At 41.5% G+C, this 23,731-nt stretch carries 18 protein-coding genes and 1 tRNA gene; 8 read left to right on the forward strand and 11 right to left on the reverse strand.

From position 1 onward, the window contains the following. The first annotated feature begins 245 nt into the window (after positions 1–245). The 4 genes from FD724_RS20270 to FD724_RS20285 all read left to right on the forward strand — a co-directional run bounded on the left by FD724_RS20270 (position 246) and on the right by FD724_RS20285 (position 6,524). A tRNA-Ser gene (locus FD724_RS20270) sits at positions 246–330 on the forward strand. Positions 331–523: 193 nt separating this feature from the next. Then, positions 524–1,702: a CapA family protein gene (locus tag FD724_RS20275; protein WP_179073868.1), complete on the forward strand. Its 1,179-nt coding sequence runs from the start codon at positions 524–526 to the stop codon at positions 1,700–1,702. Positions 1,703–2,451: 749 nt separating this feature from the next. Next, on the forward strand, positions 2,452–5,226 hold the full coding sequence (locus tag FD724_RS20280) for a hybrid sensor histidine kinase/response regulator (protein ID WP_179073869.1): 2,775 nt from the start codon (positions 2,452–2,454) through the stop codon (positions 5,224–5,226). Continuing rightward, positions 5,226–6,524: a sensor histidine kinase gene (locus tag FD724_RS20285; protein WP_179073870.1), complete on the forward strand. Its 1,299-nt coding sequence runs from the start codon at positions 5,226–5,228 to the stop codon at positions 6,522–6,524. Before FD724_RS20280 ends, FD724_RS20285 begins: the two co-directional genes overlap by 1 nt. Before the next feature lie 215 nt (positions 6,525–6,739). On the opposite strand, the gene FD724_RS20290 is transcribed toward FD724_RS20285, so the two are convergent. Continuing rightward, complete coding sequence (locus tag FD724_RS20290) at positions 6,740–8,344, reverse strand: serine/threonine-protein kinase (protein ID WP_179073871.1); 1,605 nt, start codon at positions 8,342–8,344, stop codon at positions 6,740–6,742. 417 nt (positions 8,345–8,761) lie between these two features. Here FD724_RS20290 and FD724_RS20295 point away from each other — a divergent pair, with 417 nt between their 5' ends. After that, the gene (locus tag FD724_RS20295) at positions 8,762–10,150 is read left to right on the forward strand and encodes a serine/threonine-protein kinase (protein ID WP_179073872.1); all 1,389 of its coding nucleotides are present in this window, start codon (positions 8,762–8,764) and stop codon (positions 10,148–10,150) included. A 51-nt stretch (positions 10,151–10,201) separates the two neighbouring features. Here the strand turns inward: FD724_RS20295 and FD724_RS20300 are convergent, their stop codons facing one another. The 3 genes from FD724_RS20300 to FD724_RS20310 form a co-directional block, all read right to left on the reverse strand. After that, positions 10,202–11,530, reverse strand: coding sequence for an ATP-binding protein (locus FD724_RS20300; RefSeq protein ID WP_179073873.1), 1,329 nt, complete (start codon positions 11,528–11,530; stop codon positions 10,202–10,204). A gap of 96 nt (positions 11,531–11,626) precedes the next feature. Beyond that, positions 11,627–12,916 carry a tellurite resistance TerB C-terminal domain-containing protein gene (locus FD724_RS20305; protein ID WP_179073874.1) on the reverse strand — a complete coding sequence of 430 codons (1,290 nt, stop codon included), beginning with the start codon at positions 12,914–12,916 and terminating at the stop codon, positions 11,627–11,629. Positions 12,917–13,217: 301 nt separating this feature from the next. Further along, positions 13,218–14,573: an ATP-binding protein gene (locus FD724_RS20310; protein WP_179073875.1), complete on the reverse strand. Its 1,356-nt coding sequence runs from the start codon at positions 14,571–14,573 to the stop codon at positions 13,218–13,220. 87 nt (positions 14,574–14,660) lie between these two features. Between FD724_RS20310 and FD724_RS20315 the strand changes: the two genes are divergently transcribed. Beyond that, positions 14,661–14,978, forward strand: a complete 318-nt coding sequence (locus tag FD724_RS20315; RefSeq protein WP_179073876.1) for a TMEM14 family protein — start codon at positions 14,661–14,663, stop codon at positions 14,976–14,978. 383 nt (positions 14,979–15,361) lie between these two features. On the opposite strand, the gene FD724_RS20320 is transcribed toward FD724_RS20315, so the two are convergent. The 5 genes from FD724_RS20320 to FD724_RS20340 form a co-directional block, all read right to left on the reverse strand. Then, a complete protein-coding gene (locus tag FD724_RS20320; protein ID WP_179073877.1) occupies positions 15,362–16,222 on the reverse strand; it encodes a fructosamine kinase family protein in 861 nt (286 codons plus the stop codon). A 134-nt stretch (positions 16,223–16,356) separates the two neighbouring features. Beyond that, on the reverse strand, positions 16,357–17,637 hold the full coding sequence (locus FD724_RS20325) for a pitrilysin family protein (RefSeq protein ID WP_179073878.1): 1,281 nt from the start codon (positions 17,635–17,637) through the stop codon (positions 16,357–16,359). Between the two features lie 274 nt (positions 17,638–17,911). Next, the gene (locus FD724_RS20330) at positions 17,912–18,340 is read right to left on the reverse strand and encodes a hypothetical protein (protein WP_179073879.1); all 429 of its coding nucleotides are present in this window, start codon (positions 18,338–18,340) and stop codon (positions 17,912–17,914) included. Between the two features lie 61 nt (positions 18,341–18,401). Continuing rightward, positions 18,402–19,271 (reverse strand): zinc metalloprotease HtpX, encoded by an 870-nt coding sequence (locus FD724_RS20335; RefSeq protein ID WP_114081288.1) that lies wholly within the window; start codon positions 19,269–19,271, stop codon positions 18,402–18,404. Positions 19,272–19,539: 268 nt separating this feature from the next. Further along, positions 19,540–20,055, reverse strand: a complete 516-nt coding sequence (locus tag FD724_RS20340) for a Chromate resistance protein ChrB (protein ID WP_256874325.1) — start codon at positions 20,053–20,055, stop codon at positions 19,540–19,542. A gap of 109 nt (positions 20,056–20,164) precedes the next feature. Between FD724_RS20340 and FD724_RS20345 the strand changes: the two genes are divergently transcribed. Continuing rightward, the gene (locus FD724_RS20345) at positions 20,165–20,413 is read left to right on the forward strand and encodes a hypothetical protein (RefSeq protein WP_179073881.1); all 249 of its coding nucleotides are present in this window, start codon (positions 20,165–20,167) and stop codon (positions 20,411–20,413) included. A gap of 27 nt (positions 20,414–20,440) precedes the next feature. Further along, positions 20,441–21,628: an MFS transporter gene (locus FD724_RS20350; RefSeq protein ID WP_179073882.1), complete on the forward strand. Its 1,188-nt coding sequence runs from the start codon at positions 20,441–20,443 to the stop codon at positions 21,626–21,628. A gap of 51 nt (positions 21,629–21,679) precedes the next feature. Here FD724_RS20350 and FD724_RS20355 read toward each other — a convergent pair whose 3' ends face one another. Both FD724_RS20355 and FD724_RS20360 read right to left on the reverse strand, forming a co-directional pair. Next, entirely contained in the window at positions 21,680–22,318 is a 639-nt protein-coding gene (locus FD724_RS20355) for a Uma2 family endonuclease (RefSeq protein ID WP_179073883.1), read from the reverse strand. Positions 22,319–22,445: 127 nt separating this feature from the next. After that, positions 22,446–23,681, reverse strand: coding sequence for an LL-diaminopimelate aminotransferase (locus FD724_RS20360; RefSeq protein ID WP_179073884.1), 1,236 nt, complete (start codon positions 23,679–23,681; stop codon positions 22,446–22,448). Positions 23,682–23,731: the final 50 nt, after the last annotated feature.

Genomic DNA, 23,731 nt, shown 5'->3' on the forward strand with positions numbered 1-23,731 from the left:
CAAACCTTACAGCAGTTTTTATGTATTTGAACCACATCCGTCGTAGTAGGGGCGCAAGGCCTTGCGCTCCTACCCTATGGTCTATTTACCTGAAAATCGCTGTAATTAGCCTTTGGTGTTTCCGAAGCATTCTGTTACGCAGATAAAGCGCTAATGTTATAGTAGTATAGGAAATGAGCTAACATTTACCTCAATTCACGGCATTTGCATATAAAATAGATACTCTAATGCGTGAATAAATATCTGGAGAGGTGTCCGAGCGGTTCATGGTGACGCACTCGAAATGCGTTTTGGGGAAACCCAACGGGGGTTCGAATCCCCCCCTCTCCGTTTAAAAATATTTTTCAAGAACTGGACAAACAGATTGTGTTTGGCTTTAAAACTGGCACGTATAATTATTTGCAAGTGGAACGATCTCATATTTACGTGTCTACTGAGCCAAATATTGCCCAAAAACACTAAAATATACAGTGCAAACACAAATTTTTGGGATAAACTAATGCCATCGTGTGAGGAGTGAACGATGGCAAATCTCAGCCTGGAGAAAGGGTTTTCATTTAGTTTTATCAGTATCTGTTTATATCTGGGTATTAGTATAGGAGTCGTTATTCGGCTTGGGCAATCACAGCAATTAAACGCTGCGACTACACCCACTGAACCTGTATCATTACCCTTTGCTATTCCTGAACCTAGGTCATTAACACCAAAACAGCAAATCTCTTCAGATATTATTACTATCAAAGCTGTTGGAGATATTATTCCCGGAACTAATTTTCCTAACTATAGATTACCCCGATTTCGAGATCAATTATTACCAAAGTCAGTGAGATCCCACTTGCAAGGATCAGATATTTTATTTGGTAACTTTGAAAGTAGCTTAACTAATTATCCTTACACTACTAAAGATACGAGTAGAGGACAAGTCTTTGCTTTTCGCTCTCCACCTGGATATGCTCGGCTATTTGCTGAAGCTGGTTTTAATGTGTTTAATATGGCAAATAACCATGCAATGGATTTCGGCCCGGTAGGGTTCAAAGATACAAAGAAAAATCTTGAGGCTGTGGGCATTGCAACATTAGGCCATAAAAATCAAATTCTTTATTTGAAAGCTAACAATATCCCTGTAGCAATGGTCGGGTTTTCTCCTTATGAAATGTATAATTCCATCCATAATTTAGGAGCAGCCCAAGCACTTATAGCAGAAGCAAAAAATAAAGCAAAGATTGTAGTAGTATCGATGCACGCTGGAGCCGAAGGGACTGGGGCACTACATGTTAAGAATCAGACAGAGTTTTTTTATGGAGAAAACCGAGGTAATTCAATCCAGTTTGCTCGAAATATGATTGATGCGGGAGCAGATTTAGTACTAGGACATGGGCCTCATGTTCCGAGAGCGATGGAAATTTATAAGGGAAAAATTATTGCCTATTCTTTAGGGAATTTTTTAGGATATCGAACTTTGTCAACAAATGCCCAGACGGGTGACTCGATGATTTTAGAAGTTAAACTCAACTCTGTAGGAAATCTGATATCAAGTAAAATTATCCCTGTGCGGATGAATCGGCAAGGAATCCCTCAAATCGATCAACATTTTCGGACTGTGAAACTTATACGTTCTTTGAATAATCAAGCTTTTCCAAAAAATCCGGTAAAGATTAATAAGAAAGGGGAAGTTGTTGTACAAAGGAAATCAGGAATTTAGCTAACAATAAAACAAAATCTACTCGTGATTTTTATAATAAAAATTACATACTAAAATATTAATTTGACAAGTTTTTATAAAATTAATCTTGAATTCCCAAAAACCTCGATCGGGAAAAACCTTAACTGTTTAAGGTTTTTCCTGATTAGCTGATATAATTACGGATAAAAAACTGATAAATGTCAGCAGCAATAACGTTTCAGGTTACTAAAAGCTATCCCTCAGTAAGAAAAATTGTTAAGCAATGGCTCTTTTATAAAGGCTAGCAATAACTGGTTTATGTTCATATACAACAGAATAAGTCCAGTTTGAATTCACGTATAAATACGGCGTTTTTTTTGGAAAAAATGGCAAATAATATAAGTACTAATTTTCAGAATATTACAAAACTTAATTTGTGAAATTGCATGGAATAGTAGTTTTATTTAATTTAGATTATCTTAGATTTTGTAATGATAGACATGGACGTATCTAGGGAGACATCTACTTAAGAAAAGTGAATATTACATTCAAAAACAAAATCCAAAACTCTCCCAATTGAGTAGCGCATTATGGTGGAAAATAATTTGCTGGAGTTATTCGCAATACTGATGAATATAGCTGAGAAATATAGATTTATTAAGTAAAAATTATTGTTCATCGGCTAACCGGAGTATTTAAAAGTCTTGAAACCAAGTTTTGTAATTTATTGGGTACTGATAAGGGCGATAGCACACTTCAGCATTGCCAGTTTATAGGAGTCAGCAGTTATGTCTTCCTTTTCAAAAAAAATCATAGCTCGTAGCTTGATTCACCGTTTGCCATTGCGATCGCTCTTGATTGTTCCATTTGTCCTGCAAATCTTTGCAGCCGTTGGGCTAACGGGATATATTTCCTTGCGGAATGGGCAGAAGGCAGTCAATGATGTTTCTGGTCAGTTACGTCAAGAGATGAGCGATCGCCTCAACCTGCAAGTCCTGGACTATTTGGAAAGACCTTATGTGACTGGACAAGTGATCGTCGCAGCTGCTCAAGAGGGACAGCTTGATTTAACCGATGTCACCAAACTGGAACGGCCTTTTTGGCGGTTAGTCAGCCAAGATATAGTCGAATTTATGCAAATTGCGATGGCTGACGGCACGAGTATACAAGTAGAGGATTTACCGAATAAAGGCATCGTGGCTTTGATTGGGAACAAAAAGGATCTACCTCAGCGCAAAATTTACCAACTTGATGATAAAGGTCAACGGACTGCATTGATAGAAACTATAGCTAATTTTGACCCTCGATCTCGACCCTGGTATAAAACTGCACAGTCAGCCGGAAAACCAACCTGGACAAAGCCTTTTTTGGGCAACTCGATTAAAATCCCTTCAATTTCTTTAACCCAACCCATATACAACAACAATGGGGTGTTCTTAGGAGTTCAAAATAATCTTTTTCGGATTAACAAAATTCATAATTTTCTCAATAAGCTAAAGGTGGGACAGACGGGACAAACCTTTATCATTGATCGTTCAGGCAATCTGATTGCAAGTTCAAGACTTCCAGACCCCTATATCATCAACCTGAAAGAGAAGACTTTACAACAAATTCCTGCCGTCAAATCTGAAAGCTCTGTAATTAGCGCCACGGCACAAGCTATTCTCGATCGGTTTGGTAGTTTCAATGCCATTCAAGAGAGTCAACAGATTGATTTCAAACTGCCAACTGGAAGACAGTTTGTGCAAGTTTCAGCGATTCGAGACGGACGAGGCATTGACTGGTTGAGTGTAGTTGTCGTACCTGAATCGGACTTTATGGCACAAATTGATGCCAATACGCGCAACACGATTTTGCTCTGCTTGGGTGCGTTGGGTTTGGCAACCATGTTGGGTATCTATACTTCACGCTGGATTACCGATCCCATCCTCCAATTACAGCAAGCGAGTGAAGCGATCGCCACTGGAGACCTTGATCGCACCGTAGAAGTTAAAGGCATCAATGAACTAGAAGCATTGGCGCGATCGTTTAATCAAATGGCGGCCCAACTCAAAACCTCCTTCACCGAACTCGAAGATCGCGTTGCCGAACGCACGGTTGAACTTCAGCAGGCGAAAGAAGTAGCCGACAGTGCAAACCATGCCAAGAGTGAATTTCTGGCTAACATGAGCCATGAGCTACGTACACCACTCAACGGCATTCTTGGCTTTGCCCAAATTCTAAATCGCTCCAAATCTCTACCAGATAAAGAACGTCATGGAGTGAATATTATTCATCAGTGCGGCTCTCATCTTCTGACACTGATCAACGACATCTTAGATTTGTCCAAAATTGAAGCCCGCAAACTCGAACTCATCCCCAAAGCCATCCATTTTCCCGCCTTTTTGCAAGGAATTGTGGAAATTTGTCGCGTCCGGGCTGACCAAAAAGGCATCGATTTCGTTTATCAGCCCGATGACAACTTTCCCATAGGCGTTGAGGCTGACGAAAAACGTCTGCGCCAAGTTTTGCTCAACCTTCTAGGCAACGCAATTAAATTCACTGACCAGGGCTGTGTTACTCTCAAAGTCGAGGTGCTGGAGACCAATGCAGATGTTTCCATACCCCGAATCAAATTTCAAATTCTAGATACTGGAGTAGGTATCGCCGCCGATCAGATACACCAACTCTTCCAACCCTTTGAACAAGTTGGGGATCAAAAGCGCCAGTCAGAAGGCACTGGCTTAGGGCTAGCAATCAGCCAAAGCATCATCCAACTCATGGGTGGAAAAATTCAGTTGAAGAGTGAACTTGGCGCGGGGAGTGAGTTCTTTTTTGAAGTAGAATTAGCGATCGCCACCGATTGGGTGCAACAAAGCGCTAATAGCTCCGGCAAGCAAATCATTGGCTACGAAGGGTCAAAACGCAGCATTTTAGTCATTGACGATCGCTGGGAAAATCGGTCGGTGATTGTGAACTTACTAGAGCCTCTGGGTTTCAACTTGCTAGAAGCGGAAAATGGTAAAGAAGGGTTAGCTCAAGCTCAACAGTACCACCCCGATCTGATCATCACCGATCTTGCCATGCCAGTGATGAATGGCTTCGAGATGCTGAAACATCTCCGCAAATCAGCCGATTTACAACATCACAAAGTGATCGTCTCTTCAGCATCCGTGGCAGAAATCGATCAGCAAATGAGCATCAATGCAGGCGGGAATGACTTCTTACCGAAACCCGTCCATGCTGATGAGTTGTTCGCAACTTTGGAAAAGTTTTTAAATCTAGTTTGGCAGTATGAAATCCCAACCAATGGAGAAACTACGGAGAGCAAGGCTAGCTGGCTGAAGGCTGACTCTACAAGCTTTGCTCCCGATCAAGTACCGCCGCTAGAAGACTTGCAAAAACTCCTCAAACTAGTGCAACAAGGGCGGTTAAAAAAACTCATTGAGATGGCGGAACAGCTAGAGCAACGCGATCGCATCTACCAACCCTTTTGCCAACAGATCGTCAAACTGGCTCAACAATTTCAGCCAAAGCAGATTCACCAGTTGATCCAAGCCTATTTAGGGGCAGGAGCAAGTTAATGAGCAATGGCTTGATCTTGATTGTGGATGATATGCCCACTAATTTGGAAGTCATTTCCAGCACCTTAGAAGATGCTGGCTTTGAAGTAGCGATCGCTCTGGATGGACTTAGCGCGATCGAACAAGCACAGCTTAATGAGGAACTCGATCTGATTTTATTGGATGTGATGATGCCGGGAATTGACGGCTTTGAAACCTGTCAACGCCTCAAAAGCAATCCCGCCACCAGCCATATCCCGATTATTTTTATGACTGCACTCTCGGATACCACGAACAAAGTCCGCGCTCTAGAATTGGGAGCCGTAGATTACATCACCAAACCTTTTTCTGAGCAAGAAGTCCTCGCACGAGTCAAAACTCAAACCAAGCTATATCGACTCAGCCGTAGCTTAGAACAGCAAGTGGTCGAGCGCACAACCCAACTATCTGAGGCATTGGCAGAACTCAAGACCTCACAAATCCAACTCGTGCAACGCGAAAAACTATCTGCTTTGGGCAACTTAGTCGCAGGAGTCGCTCATGAAATTAATAATCCCATTGGGTTCTTGAGTGGGAACATCGAGCCGGCTCTACAGTATATCAACGATATTTTTGGATTAGTTGACCTTTATCAACAGGAATATCCACAGCCCAGTGCTGCAATTCAAAACGAGATTAAAACCATTGACCTCGATTATATCCGTGAGGATCTTCCTAAACTAGTCGGCTCGATGCGTGAAGGAGTGAGGCGAATTACAGATATTAGCACTAGTCTCAGAACCTTTTCTCGTGCTGACACCGATCGCCCCGTCCTTTGCAACCTTCACGATGGTATTGACAGCACAATTTTAATTTTAAAACATCGTCTGAAGGCAAATGAAGAACGCCCCGCTATTGATGTGATCACTGATTATGGTGATTTGCCCCAAATTGAATGTTTTCCGGGTCAGTTAAATCAGGTATTTATGAATATTTTGGCGAATGCCATTGATGCATTAGAAGACTCGAACAATGGACGCACCTTTAAGGAAATTGAAGCCAATCCTAACCGCATTATCATAAAAACTAGAGTCAAAGATAACCAAATTCAAATCGCAATTGCGGATAATGGTATTGGGATGAGTGAACAAGTCAAAGAAAAAATATTTGACCATTTATTTACTACTAAAGCTGTTGGTCAAGGAACGGGTTTAGGATTAGCGATCGCTCATCAAATCATCACAGAAAAACATAACGGGTTGCTTTCTGTAAATTCTACACCCGGTAAGGGAACTGAATTTTTGATTACCATACCGATTCTGGCTGAGATGCGGGGTTAAAGCAGAGCAAAGGTATATTTATTCTCTGTCGCAGAAGGGTAACTCCCAAGTATTTCTTGAGACAGAAAATCCCCTTTTTAGACCTACACTGATTGCAGGACTCCAAAATCTCTGCGAGACGCTGCGCGAACAGTCGTTGCAGAGGGCAGGAATCAGAATTCCCTCCTGCCCTCTGCCTCCTGCCTCCTGCCTTCTGCCTTTCTTGCTAAAATTGACTAATTATTGTCATCTTGTAGCTTTTCCGGTAATTTGCGATCGCTCTGGGGTTGATTATCAGTTGGTGAATTTTGCTTTTCCAATGTTGGTACTACTACAGCAGAAGGATCTGACTGTTTGGATTGTGTCGGTGGTGCTGCTGGTATAACCACAGAATTTGGTGGAATTACCAATTGGGGGGAAGCAGAATTCTGATTAGAGGCGGGTGAGTTATTTTGTGGCAATGGTGCGGGGGAAGCACTACGAGATGAGCGGATCGCCCGTAGTTTTTCCACTAGCGAGGGTGTGGGGGAAACGCTAGGTGAAGCTCCAGATTGCTGCAAATCGCCCCGTTGTGATTCTCCTGTAGGGCTACTAGGAGTTTCTTCGGGGGAAGAACGGCGATTACGTCGGCGCTGCTTGGAATTAGAAAGAGGTGCTGATTCTGTTCTTGAGGTGGTGTTAGTCTCTTCACCATTTTCTAAGCTAGGTGCTTTCGCGGCTGGCTGTTGAGTAGGCTGTTCAAAAAGCGGCTTTGTGGTTGGCTGCGGCTGAGATTTGGGTAAAATGCTAGTGATGCCAAAACCTGCGGTAGCAGCAATCAAGGCTACACCTACACCCATTAGTATTTGAGATGATCCCGGTTTTTTTGCCAGTGGATTTTCTTTAGCGATGCCTTGGTTGGGCTGTGCTAACACAGATGGCTTATGAAGGCGATTTTGGCCAGTTTTTCCAAGTAAAGTTGCAGCTTGTTGGGCAGATATATTGACAGTTGGGACTGCATAAGTTGCTAAGGCTTCCGATGTCATCAGCCCCTCATTTCCAGGTAGGAGTTGTAACCACTCAGCAACTGTCGCTGGTCGAAAACGAGACTCCACCGCCATACCACGCATTATTGCCTGATTGACAGCAGCACTCAAGTGTGGTTGCAATTCGCGGGGAGAAGGCATTTGTTCGCGATCGCGCAATAATGCTGGCATAGGTACTTGTGCTGTCAACAGTGCATACAAAGTTGCGGCTAAACCATAAACATCTGTGGCGGGTGTGCGCGGCGCTTGCGTCAAATATTGCTCAATTGGAGAATAACCTTCAGAAACCAGACCAGTGTGAGTCTGTCTGACATTGCCATTAAATTCCCTGGCAATGCCAAAATCAATTAGTACTACTTCTTGTGTTCCTTGACGAAGAATAATATTATCTGGTTTGACATCTCGGTGCAGCAAACCATTGTTATGTACTACCTGTAAAGCTGCTCCAATTTGCCGAATGTAATGAATTGCTGTGGCTTCAGGCAAAGTTATTCCTGGTAATACAAATGCGTCTCCCAAGGTTTCGCCACGAATGTATTCCATTACCATGTAAGGCAGTCCAGCTTCCACAAAAAAGTCACTGACTCGGACTATATTTGGATGAATACACGTAGCTAATCGTCTGGCTTCATCTTGGAATTGGCGCTCAAATTTCGCAAAATCAGGATGTTGTCGCAGCCGTTCATTGATGGTTTTCATCACCACCTCCTGGCCCAAGTAGTGATGGGTAGCTTTAAATGTAATACCAAAGCCACCCCGCCCTATTTCTTGAATTAGGGTATATTTTCCATCTTGCAAAATTGTGCCTGCTAACATAAAGAGTCCTGAATCCTGAGTGAGCAGATAAATAGCGAGTCCTGAGTCTTGAGGAATTTCTATTTCTAAAATTTTTCCGTATTTTATATGAGGCAGGGTTTATTACCTGTCTATTCTACGGGATGATTTAGTTATCGGAACTCCCTAAGCGAGAAAACCTCCCCACCTCACAAAAGTTTTATCTTTTTCAGATGATAACGCGGGAGTAAAGAAATTCTGAAGTAGGAAAAAGACTTAAGCTATCTGCTACATCCGTAATGTCAAGGAGAAAATACGACTCGACGCGCTAGTTGCTACAACATAGTTTCTTAATTGACGCTTTAATTTTGTCCTAATTCAGGACATAAGTAATCTTACAGTAGGTCAGAAGCAAGCAGGAAAGCTATAAAAGCGATAAAGCTTTGGAGTCACTAGCAAATGACAAATCATGAATCGCCAGATTTTAACCAAGAAATCCTATTGGAAAGGTATCAAGTGCAACAGGAACTAAGCAAAAAAGCCGGGCGGCGATCGCTGCTAGCTCGTGACTTACAAACTCTAGAATTAGTAGTAGTCAAAATACTGTCCTTTGGTAATGAGTTTGAATGGAACGACCTCAAACTATTTGAGCGCGAAGCTGAAACTCTCAAAGCACTCTCCCACCCAAGCATTCCCCGCTACCTTGACTACTTTGAGCTAGATTCACCCAACAGCAAAGGATTTGCACTCGTACAAAGTTATATTCCAGCCCAATCTCTAGAAGTACAACTCAAAGCTGGGCGTAGTTTCAGTGAAGAAGAAGTTAAGGAACTAGCAAAAGCGATTCTAGAAATTCTCAAATATCTGCATGGTCGTCAACCGCCCGTAATTCATCGTGATATCAAACCAAGTAATATTCTATTAACAAATCGCTCTGGCAATAGTGTGGGTGAAGTCTACTTAGTAGATTTTGGTTCAGTGCAAACCATCGCCAGAACAAGTAGCACTATGACAGTTGTGGGAAGTTACGGCTATATGCCACCAGAACAATTTAATGGTAGAGCTACCTGTGCTTCTGACCTTTACAGTTTAGGAGCAACTTTAATTTATTTAGTAACAGGTCAGCATCCAGGCGATTTACCACAAACAGACCTACGAATTGAATTTGAACAGGCTGCTAATATTAGTCTTGGTTTTAGCAGTTGGTTAAGGCACATGACAGAACCTATTATGAGTCAACGCTTGCCTTCCACTGAAGATGCTATGCGAACCTTAGAGGAAGGAGAAGAGGATAATCAGAGTCAGCTTAGGGGAAGGGCAATTAATTCAATTCCTAAAAAACCTCTTGGTAGTAAAATTTTGTTGAAGAAGAATGCTAGTTTTATAGATATCATCATTCCAGGGGCAGGATTATTATCTATTCAAACACTTACATTTATAATTCTCTACTTTTTTATACTTTTTATGATGAGTATTCCGCTTTTAAGTGGTGATGGGAGTAGTTTACTTAGAGGTATTTTAGTAATTTCCCCTGTAGCTTTTATTCTGATTTGTATATGTGTATTTGGGCGAAAGCGACTTTACATAAATCGGCAACAGATTTATTTGATTTATAAAATATTTAAGCTTGAGCGTCACAATCTGCTTCCAAGTTCTAGACAAGAGATTCTACGTTTAGATATAAACAAAAGTGATTTCAATAAATATTATTTAACAATATGGGCAGGTATAAAAAAATATGTAATTTCCAGCAATGAACTCGATATTTTTACTGTAACTCTCTTGGAACTTGATTGGCTAGCTTATGAACTCAGCGATTGGCTAGGCTTACCAATTACAAAAAAGTAAACTTTGTAGAGTAATGTGCTTACTTTTATTGTTCAGTCTCTTCATCATTAATCACAAACTAAATTCTGCTGCGCCATCCTCATCCACATCTGCATTCTTACCCATAGCAGTAGGTTTAAATTTAGAGCCATGAATTAATTCAGCAAACACAATTCCTGGGTTTTGGTGAAGAATATTCAGCACACTCATAAAATCCCGCACAATTTCTCCTGGTGTCAGTAATGCTTCTGCACCCAAACGATTAATAATTTCTTGCACAAACTCCTTCAACTCACGATTTGTCAAAGTCTGTTCATACCCAAAATTAAGTGCATGAATCTCAGCTAAACGTTGCAGAAGGGTTAAGATTTCTGCTTCACTCAACGGATTTAGCCGAATCACTGGCCCTGAATTTTCTTGAACATTAGCTTGTGCAACAAAACGACTTTCTTTTGTGCGTCTTTGCCAAGCTTGGTCTGCAAAAAGTCCGCGTTTGGGGTCTTCTAAAAATTTAGTTGTTCCACCAACGACAATGCCAAGATGTTCAGCTTTACACTGCATGGTGTCGTTAAACATTGCTAGGAGTCGATTATAATTTTTTTCCCGCGTAACTGTGGTAGATATTTGATATAAATGTACAGCTTCATCAACTAAAATTAACAGTCCTTTATAACCAATCTCAGCGACAAATTTCGCAAACAGTTTTATATAGTCATACCAACTATCATCATCAATAATGACGCGAACTCCTAAAGCTGCTTTTGCCTCAACTTTCGTGGTAAATTCTCCGCGCAACCAGCGCATCGCCGCATTTTTTAAATTATCATCATCCATTCGGTAGCCACGCCAATAAGCGATAATCACGCTACCAAAATCGAAACCGTGAACTAAATCTTCAATATACTGAACTACTTCCCTAATTTTTAATTCAACTTTGTCATCAAAACCATCGTCATTGGGACGCATTTCAGTTTCTTTAACCACTTCTTGTTGAATTTTATTAATCCATCCTTCTAAAATCGAGACTAAAGCACCACCATCAGGGCGAGTTTTTGTAGCTAGGTGGCTCATTAATTCTCTATAAGTGGCTACACCTTCATTGTTGCTCCCAGCTAATCGCCGTTCAGGGGATAAATCAGCATCAGCGACTACAAAACCTTGCTCCATAGCGCGGTTGCGAAGTAGTTGCAATAAAAAGCTTTTCCCGGAACCGTAGTTACCGATTATGAAGCGAAATGCTGCTACACCTTCTGCAATATCATCAAGATTTTGTAATAGGCTTTTTAGTTCTTTTTCTCGACCTACCGCGATATATTCAACTCCTACTCTTGGCACTACCCCCACACCAAGGGAATTGATTAAACCAGTGGAGATTTTTTTCGAGATTTTGAGCTTTGCCATGTATTACACTTCTTTTTATTCTAAACGCATAAGCACGCAGTAAATAGGTAAGGTACATATTCACCTTACTACTAACCTGACGACGGCAATAATATTTTAATTTGGCGACGCATGTCTAGCCATGAGACTTTCATGCGTTGCGATCATTTTTTTGACATGGGTAATATGCTCATGATAAACTTCTGGAATTTCCGAATCTGAGTTAATTATTAATTCCCCAATAGTATCATTTGCCCGTTCATTTATAGAATCGATTAAAAGATTCGGCATAGTGATATTTGCTTCGGCAATTTTTTTAATAGCAGCCTTGGGATTATCTTGCTCAACTATCGCTTTTAATACTTGTAGTTCGTATTCTGGGAGATTTTCTAAAAAATTAGTCCATTCTTCAGGTATATTCTCTGATGTATCAATTTCCGATTTATTTATGACTGCTGTAGTTTCCATTATTTCAGAAAAGGGAAACAATTCAGTATCATCTTCTTGGAAATTATCAGTTAAAGGTTCTTGATTAAATGTTTCTAGTTGTTGGAGTAATTCCCATACTTGATTTTGCAATGAATCTCGTTCTTCTTGCAATAATGAAATTTGCCCTTGCAACTGCTGTAATTCGGCTTTGTGTTCTGCTAGTTGGGTTTGTGAAGAATGTAGGATAGCTTGAATATTTTCTCTTTCTGTTTTTGTCGCTACCAGTAACTGATTTTTTTGGGTTGTCTCGACTTCTAACTCTTGAATTGCAATTCGCAGTTCGTATAGTTTTTCTTCTAATTGGGGTTTGAGTCTGCCTAAAAGAGTTAAATTACTTTCAACTTCTTGTTTCTCTTGCTGGAGTTCTGAAATTTGGCTTTGCAATTGCGTGATTTCAGCACGAGATACATTACAATTCGACTCTAGACGACGCTTTTCTGCTGTAAGTATAGAAAAAGCATTATTCAATTCTGTTTGACTTTTCTGCAAGTTATTAATTTCAATTTGCAGAGTATTTATTTCAGCTTCTAGCTGTTTTTTTTGTCCGGCAAATGTTCTTAATTCTCGGTGTAAACTATCTCTTTGGTTACGGCTTTCTGTGACTTGATTTTGGAGTTGCTGTGACTCTGCATATAATAAATTATGATGTTCTTCGATTTGATTTATTTCTCTGACAACACGAGCTTTCAACCCCTCCATTTCTTTAATTCGTTTGCGGAGAGAACCTAAAACAAACATTTCATAATTTCTCCGCCGCTTATCTACAAATAATGCTGTTGCATAGATAGTAGCGGCAGTAATTAAACCTGTGAGAAAAGCTTTATTAAAATCCCAGCTTGGGACGAGACTAAGACCAAAACTCACACTAAAGGCAACTATTCCTAGTATAAATCGATTGCTGATCGTTACTGATTGCATATTGCTCGTTTTTAGCGTAGTGAAATTATCAGAATAAGTAAGTTTCATACTAATTCGTAATACTCGCCATTGGCGTAGCCTCTCGTAGAGAAGGCGAGAAGCAAGCTACGTAATTCGTAATTACATTGGCAGATACGCGAATGTAATTACGAATTAGAATACACAGGTAATTCTGTTTGGTTAAATAAGGCATTTTTCCAAAGTTTTGTATCATAGTAGTTATGAAATATGTAGTTTTAGTTACTGGTGCATCATATTGTTATGTAAATAACAAAAAAAATTAATCATCAATAAATTAATTTTAATCAGAAGTATTGGATGTATTGTTGTTTGCAGAAAAAAGTCTTAAATCTGCTTTTAAAAAATCAACAAACTGCCGTGCTGTGCGTCCAGAACGACCGTTGTGGCGAGTTGCCCACTGTAATGCTTGAAATTCCAAATCTTCATGGGTAATATTAATTTCAGCTTGTGCTGCAAGATGTTGTACTATCTTCAAATAAGTTTTCTGATCGGCTGGTTCAAAGGTCAAGGTTAAACCAAAGCGATCGCTAAATGAAAGCTTCTCCTGCATCGTATCCCAAGCATGGACTTCCTCATTATCCTTGGGGGTAGGTCTATCCACAAAAAATTCCCGAATCAGATGGCGGCGATTGGAAGTAGCATACACAACTACATTTTGCGGCCGCGCGGTTAAATTACCTTCTAAAACTACCTTGAGCGCTTTAAAGGCATCATCATCTTCTTCAAAGGAAAGATCGTCGACAAAGATAATAAATTTTTGTGACACTCCTCGTAAATGTTCCACAATTTCTGGTAATTCTTTTAAATCAGATTTTGTCACTTCCAATAAGCGGAGACTACGCTCGCTATATTCATTTAACAAAGATTTCACTAAAGAAGATTTGCCAGAACCACGACTACCGTAAAGTAATACATGAAGTGCCATCTCTCCTGATAATAAAAACTCTGTATTTTTTAACAAAGCATCTCTTTGAGACTCGTAACCTACAAGCGCACTCAACTTAACCGGATCAGAATATCGGATACCGATAAACTGCCCAGCTTGCCAACGTAAAGCGCGATATTCTGCAAATAAACCAGAGCCACATTGCCGATAATAAGCCGCCAACTCTTCTACAGCATCACCCCAATTGTCTAAGTCTTGTAAATATGTAGCGAACTTTGTCTCTACTCCTACGAATTCTTGCTCTTTATACCACACTACCGGCGAAATCGGCATGTGAGCTACGCTTTGTATCCACTCACTCAAAGAGGCGCTGCTACATTCATAGAGACTTTGTAATATTTGTAAATCATGCTGCACTGCTGCTACTAAAGCTGGGGGTAATTCTTCAAATTCTTTCACTTGCGCCAGTTTTGTAAAAGGATTATTAGAGAAAAGAAGTTGAGTAATTAAATAGTCTTCCCAGTTTTGATTTTTAGCAGCTAAAGCGTGGAAGTAACGACCGTAGGCTTGGAGACAACCCCGTGCATCAGAGTCAGTGTAACGTATAGCTTGCAACAGTTCCAGAAATGCTATCCCCACTTCGCCTTGAAGAACAGACTGGTACAGTAAAAGTGAGGCCGCTTGACGCTGGAGATATTGGACTTTTGTATATGAGGTAGTACTTGTTATTGGCATCGCTTGATTATCCATCAATCAACTGTGTGGTATAGCTATTTAGCTATGGTAAATTGTCGGCTGACCTTGGCAGTAAAGTCAAAATCTACAGATGTATTAACAATGAATTTAAGTATAATTGCTGCTTTCGCCTACGGCATATTAGCGATCGCTGGTGGAATTATTGGCTATACTCAGGCTAGAAGTAGAGTTTCACTGTTAAGTGGTAGCATTAGCGGTTTATTACTAATACTTGCCGCTTACTTTCAACTCCAAGGACAAACCTGGGGTTCGATTTTAGCAGTGTTAGTTACTGCTGTTTTAGTTGTAGTCTTTGCAGTTCGACTAGCTAAAACACGTAAGTTTATGCCGGCGGGATTAATGACGATTTTGGGGATGGTGGCATTGGCGGTGATGGTGAATCAAATAGTGGCTTTATAGTCTTAATACTTTTCGGTTAAGGGGGAAAGGGGAAAGGGAAAGGGTTTGAATTTACTTTTCCCCCAAGCCCAGTAACCTTTCCCCAGTTCAAAAGAGAGATTGTTGGGTTTATCCGAAAAGTATTGGCATCAGTTTATAAGCAATAACCACGTTCCTGTTTTTATATCCAAGGGTATGCATTCACAAGGCAAGCCGATGCACTAACAAAGCAAGCTAACGCATTCACAAAGCAAGCCGACGCATTCATAAGGCAAGCCGATACATTCATAAAGCAAGCCGATGCACTAATAAAGCAAGCCGACGCATTCACAATGCAAGCCGATGCACTAATAAAGCACGGTATTGCCAAATTTGATTCGTTACGAATTAATGAAATGCTGTAGTTAGCGCAAAATCTGGTCAATCATCCGGTTCGCCTGGAAAGCATAACCACCGCCGAATAAATTGAAGTGATTCAAAATGTGATAAAGGTTATAGAGTGTTTTTCTCTGCTCATAGCCTGCATCTAAAGGAAAAACTTCGTTGTAACCTTTGTAAAAAGCTGCGGGGAACCCACCAAATAATTCTGTCATGGCAATATCAACTTCGCGATCGCCAAAATAAGTTGCTGGATCAAAAATCACGGGTTCTCCTGACGCAGTACACCCGGCATTTCCACCCCATAAATCGCCATGTACTAAGGAAGGTTGTACTTGGTGTGCCAATAGTTCAGGGATTGCTGCGAGTAGTTTTGCTTCCTGGGGGAAACTTCCTCCCCGTCGCCTTGCCAAGTGAAATTGATAACCAAGGCGATGTTTAATATAAAATTCTGTCCAGTCTGCTGTCCAAGTATTGATTTGGGGCGTTGAACCAATGGTATTGTTAATTTTCCAACCAAACCCTTGGCTACTGCTAGCTTGGTGCATCGCCGCCAACTTGCGCCCCATCTCTTGCCACGAGTTGCTGTTGCCATTACCAAGTTCTAACCATTCCAGCACAATGTAGCTAGAGTTCTCAGCTACACCCCAGCAAATAGGTTTTGGGATGCGAATACTAGCTGTTGCTAGCATTTCCTTTAAACCCAGTGCCTCAGCCTCAAACATCGCAACTTGCGATGCAAGGTTGAGCTTGGCGAAGTAGGTAATCTCATCATTGGAAACAGCATAACCTTGGTTGATACATCCACCACCAACCGATCGCCGTTGCTGACTCTGAAATTTTTCGCCAGTCACCTGGCTGATATAGGTGTCGATTTGAGTCCACATGATTAAATTGGGGATTGGGGAGTGGGGATGAGGGAGCAGGGGACAGAGAGCAGGGGAAAAATTCTTCTTCCAACCTCCTGCCTGGTTGTTGAGCGTAGTCGAAACACTGCCTCCTGCCTCCTGCCTTCTTCACTTTACGGCTTAACGACAACTACACCATAAGCATCTGGGGAAAGATACTCTTTGGCTGCTTGCATTAAGTCAGTTGCCTCTTGACTCTGAATATAATCTGGGTAGTTAAAGGCGGGTTCTAAATCTCCCACCAAGGAATGATAGTAACCATACAACCCAGTGCGATCGCTTGGTGTCTCATTGCCAAAAATAAATCTGTTCGCTACTCGCCGCCGTACACGGGCAATTTCTGACTCTGTGATTAACTCGGTTTGGACTGTGCGAATATGTTGAGCGATCGCATTCTCTACTTCTGCTAAATTTTCTACTGCACATTTAGCTGAAATATAAAATGTCCCTTGCAGCTGATTGCTCATATTGCTCACAGAAATTGAAGAAACTAATCCCCGTTCTTCTCGTAAATCTCTCACCAGTCTTGATGTCCGTCCGTGTCCCAAAACTCCAGCTAAAACATCCAATCCATAGGTGCGATCTAACTGCACCATTCCTGGAACCCGCCAAAGCATCAATAGCCTGCCTTGCTGGAGACTTTCATCTATAAATTCTCGACGGACAATTTCTGTAAATGGTGACTCAGGATTTAGTGAGGAGTGGGGGGTGGGGAGTGGGGAGTGCTGAGTTTTATTAGCTTTTGTAAATCCTTCAGCCACGATCGCAATTAATTCTTCCACAGGCAAATTGCCTACAGCTACAGCAGTAATTGACTGGGGTTGATACCAACTATGATGAAAATCCCGCATCTGCTGGGGTTTAAGTTCGGCAATTACCGATTCTGGCCCCAATACCGCACGACGATAAGGTAGCTCATTATATGCTGTCTCCATTGCCCGGCGAAATGTCCGCCGTTGGGGATTATCTTCTGAACGCCTAATTTCTTCTAAAACTACTAATCGCTCACGTTCAAAAGCATCATCGGGAATACTAGCATTTGATACTACATCTATTTGTAATGGAGCAAGCTGGGCAAAATCTTTGGGGGCAGTAGTTATATAGTAATGAGTATAGTCTTGGCTGGTAGCGGCATTGGTGACAGCACCCCGTTCTTCAATTCGACGTTCAAACTCGCCGCTAGCCAATCGTTCTGTTCCCTTAAAAATCATGTGTTCTAAAAAGTGAGCCATACCGTTAATGGCATCAGATTCGACGGCTGAACCAACTTTAATCCATAAGTTGAGGTTTACAGCTTCAACTGGCATCTGCTCCGCTATGATTGTCAAACCATTGGGTAACTGATGCAGAGTTGGGCTATGAAGACGAGTAAATTTCCGCAGGGTTGAAGTCATTGCTACTTGTGTGAGGAGCTACGTTACCTCTTTATCTTATCCGCGACGCAAAATCTATATAAAAAGACCTCCCCCTAGCTTTAGAACTTTCAAATAAAAAATATCCCCAAGTCGATTGCAAAATCTCTCCATTCCTCTTCACTCTGTGTTCTCTGCGCCTCTGTGGTTCGATAATTTATTTCTTGGAAATCCCTTACTACACAAAACTTGTCCCTCTCCGAGTCGGAGAGGGACAGACTTTAACTTTAGTTCAAGATAGGGAAAATTCGGCAAACTAACGAGAGTAAGGATTATTGAAGGTTTCCCAAGCTGCAATAGCCGCCTTTTGCAGGCGAAAATTGAAGTCCACTAAGTCTTTCATCAATAAATACCAGTTTCTCTCAACTTCATCCTGAATTACCGCCCAAGAGTCCTCTAAGCGATCGCGTTGCATCAGTTTTCTGCCTTCAACCAATTCTCGTGCTTGTCGCACAGCTTTCAAATAGGTTTCACGTGTGAGAGTTCCTGCTGAATCAGCCTCAGCTTGAGCGCGTCTTTTTAGTGCCTCAATCAGCGCTTTAGTTTCGCGCTTCACTTCATCACTTTCGTTAGCCATTTCGGTTTCTACTAGTTCGTCGGTTTGAGAACTAATTTCTACAATTACTATGGATTCTGTAGATTCAATGACTGTGCTTTCAAAGGATTCGATGTTGTTAGCATTCATAGTTAAAACATCCTTAAATTGCAAAATTTACTCTTGGATGAAAACTACATCAAATGACAAATCAATAAGCTTTTGTTGGCAGTTGTTGCTCTAATTTCAATAATGCTGCAACTCTTGCTTCTGTAGCAGGGTGACTGGAAAATAAGTTACCTAAAAACTGTCCAGAGATAGAATTGATAATTAATAACGGTTCAAAAGCTGGATTGGCATTTAAAGGGATCTGTTTTGCTGAGGCTTCTAAGCGTTGTAATGCCCTAGCTAATGCACGGGGATTACCAGTTAACCTAGCTGAACCTGCATCAGCAGAGAATTCTCGTGTGCGCGAAATTGCTAGCTGAATAATCGTTGCAGCTAATGGCGCAAGCATTACTGTTAACAAAACGCCCAGAGGATTACCGCCTCTGTTGTTATCTCGTGAACCACCGCCAAACCATAAGCTATAACTCACCATTTGCGCTAGGAATGAGATCGCACCAGCAACGGTAGCAGCAACAGCTTGTGTTAGGGTGTCACGATTAATAATGTGGGTGAGTTCGTGGGCGATAACACCTTCGAGTTCATCATCTGGCAATATATTCAAAATGCCTTCGGTGACAGCTACAGCAGCGTGTTCGGGATCGCGCCCAGTAGCAAAGGCGTTAGCACCTTGGCTTGGGACAATGTAAACTCTAGGCATAGGAATGTTAGCGCGATCGCTTAGTCTCTGCACCATCCGATAAAGTCCTGGTGCTTCTCCTTCACTCACAGGCTGGGCCTGATATACTGCCAGAGCAATCTTATCTGATTGATACCAGGAAAATAGGTTTGTTGCTGCTGCCAAGCCAATTCCAATTATTAAGCCACTACTACCGCCAATTACCCAGTAACTAATTGCGATCAAAAGACCACTTAATGCAGCTAGTAAAGCAGCTGTTTTCACTTGATTTCCCATATTTTCGCTCTCCTATTAATGCTGTATGAATTTTCTAGAAAACAGCATTACTTAAGCCATACTTTGATTGTATCCAGCTAAACTTAGATATATAGTACAGAAAACCTATCAGACAAGTACGGTTTTCCTACTTAACTTTTACGAATACTAATTTATTTATTCTTGTTATCTATCTATAGGAATAAATTGTTTATTCCAGATAGAAATTGCAAGTGCCATGCCTAGGTTGGGCTACGTCTACGCCATTATGGATTTCCAATAAATAAGATTATGAGTCTATACCTTCTGCTTCATACACCTGTTCGCTAAATAGCAGAAAATCTAATTCACACGCCTTAAAAGCTTCAATGGCTTGAGAGTATCCTTGTGCATCAAACAAATCGCGAGCGTGGATTTTAGGCAACCAAGAACGCAGTTTATTTAGTTCCGCCTCGTTCTCTTCTAATTCTGCAAAGGTGAGATTACCTATTTTTCGTTCCTCGCTCAATTCGCTATGCAAATCCCGACATTGCCCCAAAAACTCTTGATATTCTTGATCTGCCTGCTGTTGGAAACGATTTACCAACATAGCGTTTTGCTCAGGCTGATCAATCCAAATAGTCAATAAATCCGCTTCACCACCACCTGCTGTAATGTCTGTTTTTAATTCTGCCAAATGTTGTTGCAAGTCTTCTCTATGCGGTAGCACACACACTGACTGCTGTAGATAAAGTGCGCCCCAGCCCTTGAGTTTACGCCAAACATACACCCGTTGCGTCGAAGGCTGTGCGGGTACTTTGTACACCAATAAGTTCCAACACTTTCTGTCCATAGATAGATTGTAACAGGTGTTGCATTAAATTTATTTTATTGCTAGTCTACTTATGAAACACATGTTGCATTTCATAAAAATTATGAGTCTGAATCATAAAGTTGGAAGCATTGATTGGAGTCCCATTATCGGTAGCATGGAGCTTCGGGGGAATTGTCACGTACCCACATATCTGGGGGATTTGAAGGATGTTCTGCTGAATCATGCTGGTTTGGCTCAACATCCTAAAGGTGAGAAAGCCTACCAACTTGCCAGAGAAATTGCTAGATTGACTACTTTTAGCGATCCAGAAATCACCTATTGGTTCTCAAGAATTACAGAGTTGATGTAGTAAATGCCAGTCAGGTAAACAGGAAATATGCAACTACAAAAGAAACTTTTCCAGACAATTCCCCGCACTGTTTGGGTATTGGGATTTGTCAGTCTGCTGACAGATATTAGCTCTGAGATGATTCATTCTGTATTGCCCTTATTTTTGGTGTCAGTTTTAGGGGCAAATGTTTTGACTGTGGGCATTATCGAAGGCATTGCAGAAGCAACAGCTTCAGTTTTAAAAATCTTTTCGGGAGCGTTGAGTGATTATCTGGGACATCGCAAGGGATTAGCAGTGTTTGGGTACGGCTTATCTACCTTTGTTAAACCACTATTTGCTATAGCTACAAGCCCAACTGGGGTGTTAATAGCTCGATTTGGCGATCGCATTGGCAAAGGGATTCGTGTAGCACCCCGTGATGCTTTAGTTGCCGATTCTACTAATCCAGAGGTACGCGGTGCAGCCTACGGATTGCGCCAATCTCTCGATACTATCGGAGCATTTTTGGGGCCTTTGGCAGCATTTGCCTTAATGACTGTTTCCAAAAACAACTTCCGCCTTGTTTTTTGGCTAGCACTCATCCCTGGTTTCTTGGCGGTGGCTTTATTAACAGTAGGAGTGCGAGAACCAAGGACAAAGCAAACTCAAGTAAGCCGAAGCAATCCTCTGCAATGGGAAGGTTTACGCAGTTTGGGTCAAAAATATTGGGTACTTGTAGCAGTGGCGCTGCTATTCAATTTAGGAAACTCTAGCGATGCCTTTTTGTTGCTGCGAGCCGAGCAAATAGGGATTTCTGCCTCACTCATCCCGTTGACATTAGTGGTGATGAATATGGCTTACTCATTCAGCGCCTACCCATTAGGAATACTTTCCGATCGCTTGGGTAGATTTTGGCTACTAGTAGGCGGATTTTTCCTATACTCTCTAGTATATCTGGGCTTTGCCTTCGTACAAGCACCTTGGCAAGCCTGGGGATTGTTTGCTCTTTATGGTCTACATCTGGGCATGAGTCAAGGATTGCTGTTAGCGTTAGTGGCAAATAGCATACCTGCAAATCTGCGCGGCACTGCTTTTGGATTCCTCAACTTAGCTGTAGGACTAGCGCTTTTACCTGCCAGTTTCCTAGCTGGTGGGTTGTGGCAAACACTGGGAGCAGAGGCAGCATTTATCGCTGGGAGCTTGTTTGCGATCGCAGCTATATTATTGTTAATCACTCAAAGAAACAAATATTAATTCGACCAAAAACAAATTATTTTTATACCATCCACTGCCTATTTTTATTTACTAAATCATCGCTTCCAATTCTTCCAAAGCTTGAAAGCTTCCTACTTGCCAACTGCGTTCCACGGCAGCAGGGATAATCTGAGTAATAGCTATATCTTCAAAATTAGGACTGGTATTAGATTTTATGTATTTCCCATCTGTTAGCAAATAAATAGAAAGGTTTCCACTGTCGTAAACCCATAATTCTGGAACTCCAATGGCTTCATAAGCATCAAGAGTAGTTTTCGATGTGACATCAGTTTCAATGGCTAAATCTGGGGGCGGATCATCAGGTTGTAAGCGGCGATGACCAATCATTTGTTGATAATTCTGAATATAAAAGCAAGCATAAGGTTCAACTCCTGCTACACCTTGCCGTTTAAAGGTGGTGGAAGCAAAAGGTTGATATCTGATATTTTTAGCCTTTAGCAATATTTTGACAATATCAGAAATTAAATCTTTGGGAATTTCATGTTCTGGTAAAGGAGCCATAATTTCTAAAGTACCCTGGCTGTAGGCAATTCGTGTAGTTCTTTTTTCTCCCAATTCTTGTAAAATAGATTCAAATTCTTGCCAGCTAACATCAGGAATACTCACCGCGCTACCAGGTGCTAACTGCATCCGGCTAACAGCTTTGAAAACGGGGATAGCAGCAGTCATGTCGCTTCGCTCCAATTCAAAATTGAAAATTCAAAATTGAAAATTCAATATCTATCAGGTTGCGGTGGATAATACAGCCCACCGTAACCTTTAGACTAATAGATTGAGTTTAACAAAAGCGATCGCTCTACACCTTAAACTTCTCGGTAATCCGCTTCATCGCTTCTTCGACATTCTCCCGGCTGTTAAACGCCGAAATGCGGAAGTAACCTTCACCCGCAGCACCAAAGCCAGAACCAGGTGTCCCCACAACGTTGACGGTTTGCAGCAACTTATCAAAGAATTCCCAACTGGATAAACCATTAGGCGTTTTTACCCAAACGTAAGGTGCATTCACGCCACCATAAACTGATAATCCGGCGGCTGTGAGTTTCTCGCGGATAATTTTGGCGTTTTCTAGATAGAAACTAACCAATGCTTTGATTTGTGCCTGTCCTTCCTCAGAGTAAACCGCTTCGGCTCCCCGTTGAACAATGTAAGAAACACCATTAAATTTGGTAGACTGGCGACGATTCCAGAGTTTCCACAGTTCGACATCGGAACCATCGGCGGCTTTTCCTGTGAGTGTCTTCGGTACAACGGTTAAGGCGCAACGAGTTCCTGTAAAGCCTGCATTTTTGGAAAAAGACCGAAACTCGATCGCAACATCTCTTGCACCTTCTATTTCATAAATTGAGTGCGGAATCGATGGATCGGTAATATAAGCTTCGTAGGCTGCATCAAAGAAAATAATCGAGCCATTAGCTTTGGCATAGTCCACCCATGCCTTTAAATATTCCTTGGTAGCAGTTGCGCCAGTGGGGTTATTGGGAAAGCAGAGATAAATTAAATCGACTTTCTTTGAGGGAATCTCTGCGATGAAGTTGTTATCAGCCGTAATTGGTAGATAAACTAAGCCTTCAAACTCGCCTTTATCGTTGGCATCTCCCGTATTACCCACCATCACGTTAGTGTCTACATACACGGGGTAAACTGGGTCAGTAACGGCAATTAGATTGTCATGACCAAAGATTTCTAGAATATTGCCGGTGTCGCACTTGGAACCGTCGGAGATAAAGATTTCGGAAGCATCTATATCGGCTCCCCGTGCTTGGAAATCGTGAGCAGCAATTTTTTCCCGTAACCAAGCATAGCCTTGCTCTGGCCCGTAGCCTTTGAAGGTATTGCGATCGCTCATCTCTTCCACAGCTTTGATCATAGCTGTGCGGCAAGCCTCCGGTAGAGGTTCGGTAACATCACCAATGCCTAGCCGGATGATTTTAGCATCAGGATTCGCTTCTGCAAAGGCATTCACCCGCCGAGCAATTTCTGGAAATAGATAACCCGCTTTCAGTTTCAGGTAGTTGTCGTTAATAGTTGCCATTATATAGATTATGAAAAACGCCCTCAAATAGCTTACTGCTAATTTATGAG

It is taken from the genome of Nostoc sp. C057 (assembly GCF_013393925.1).
GTDB lineage: Bacteria > Cyanobacteriota > Cyanobacteriia > Cyanobacteriales > Nostocaceae > Nostoc > Nostoc muscorum_A.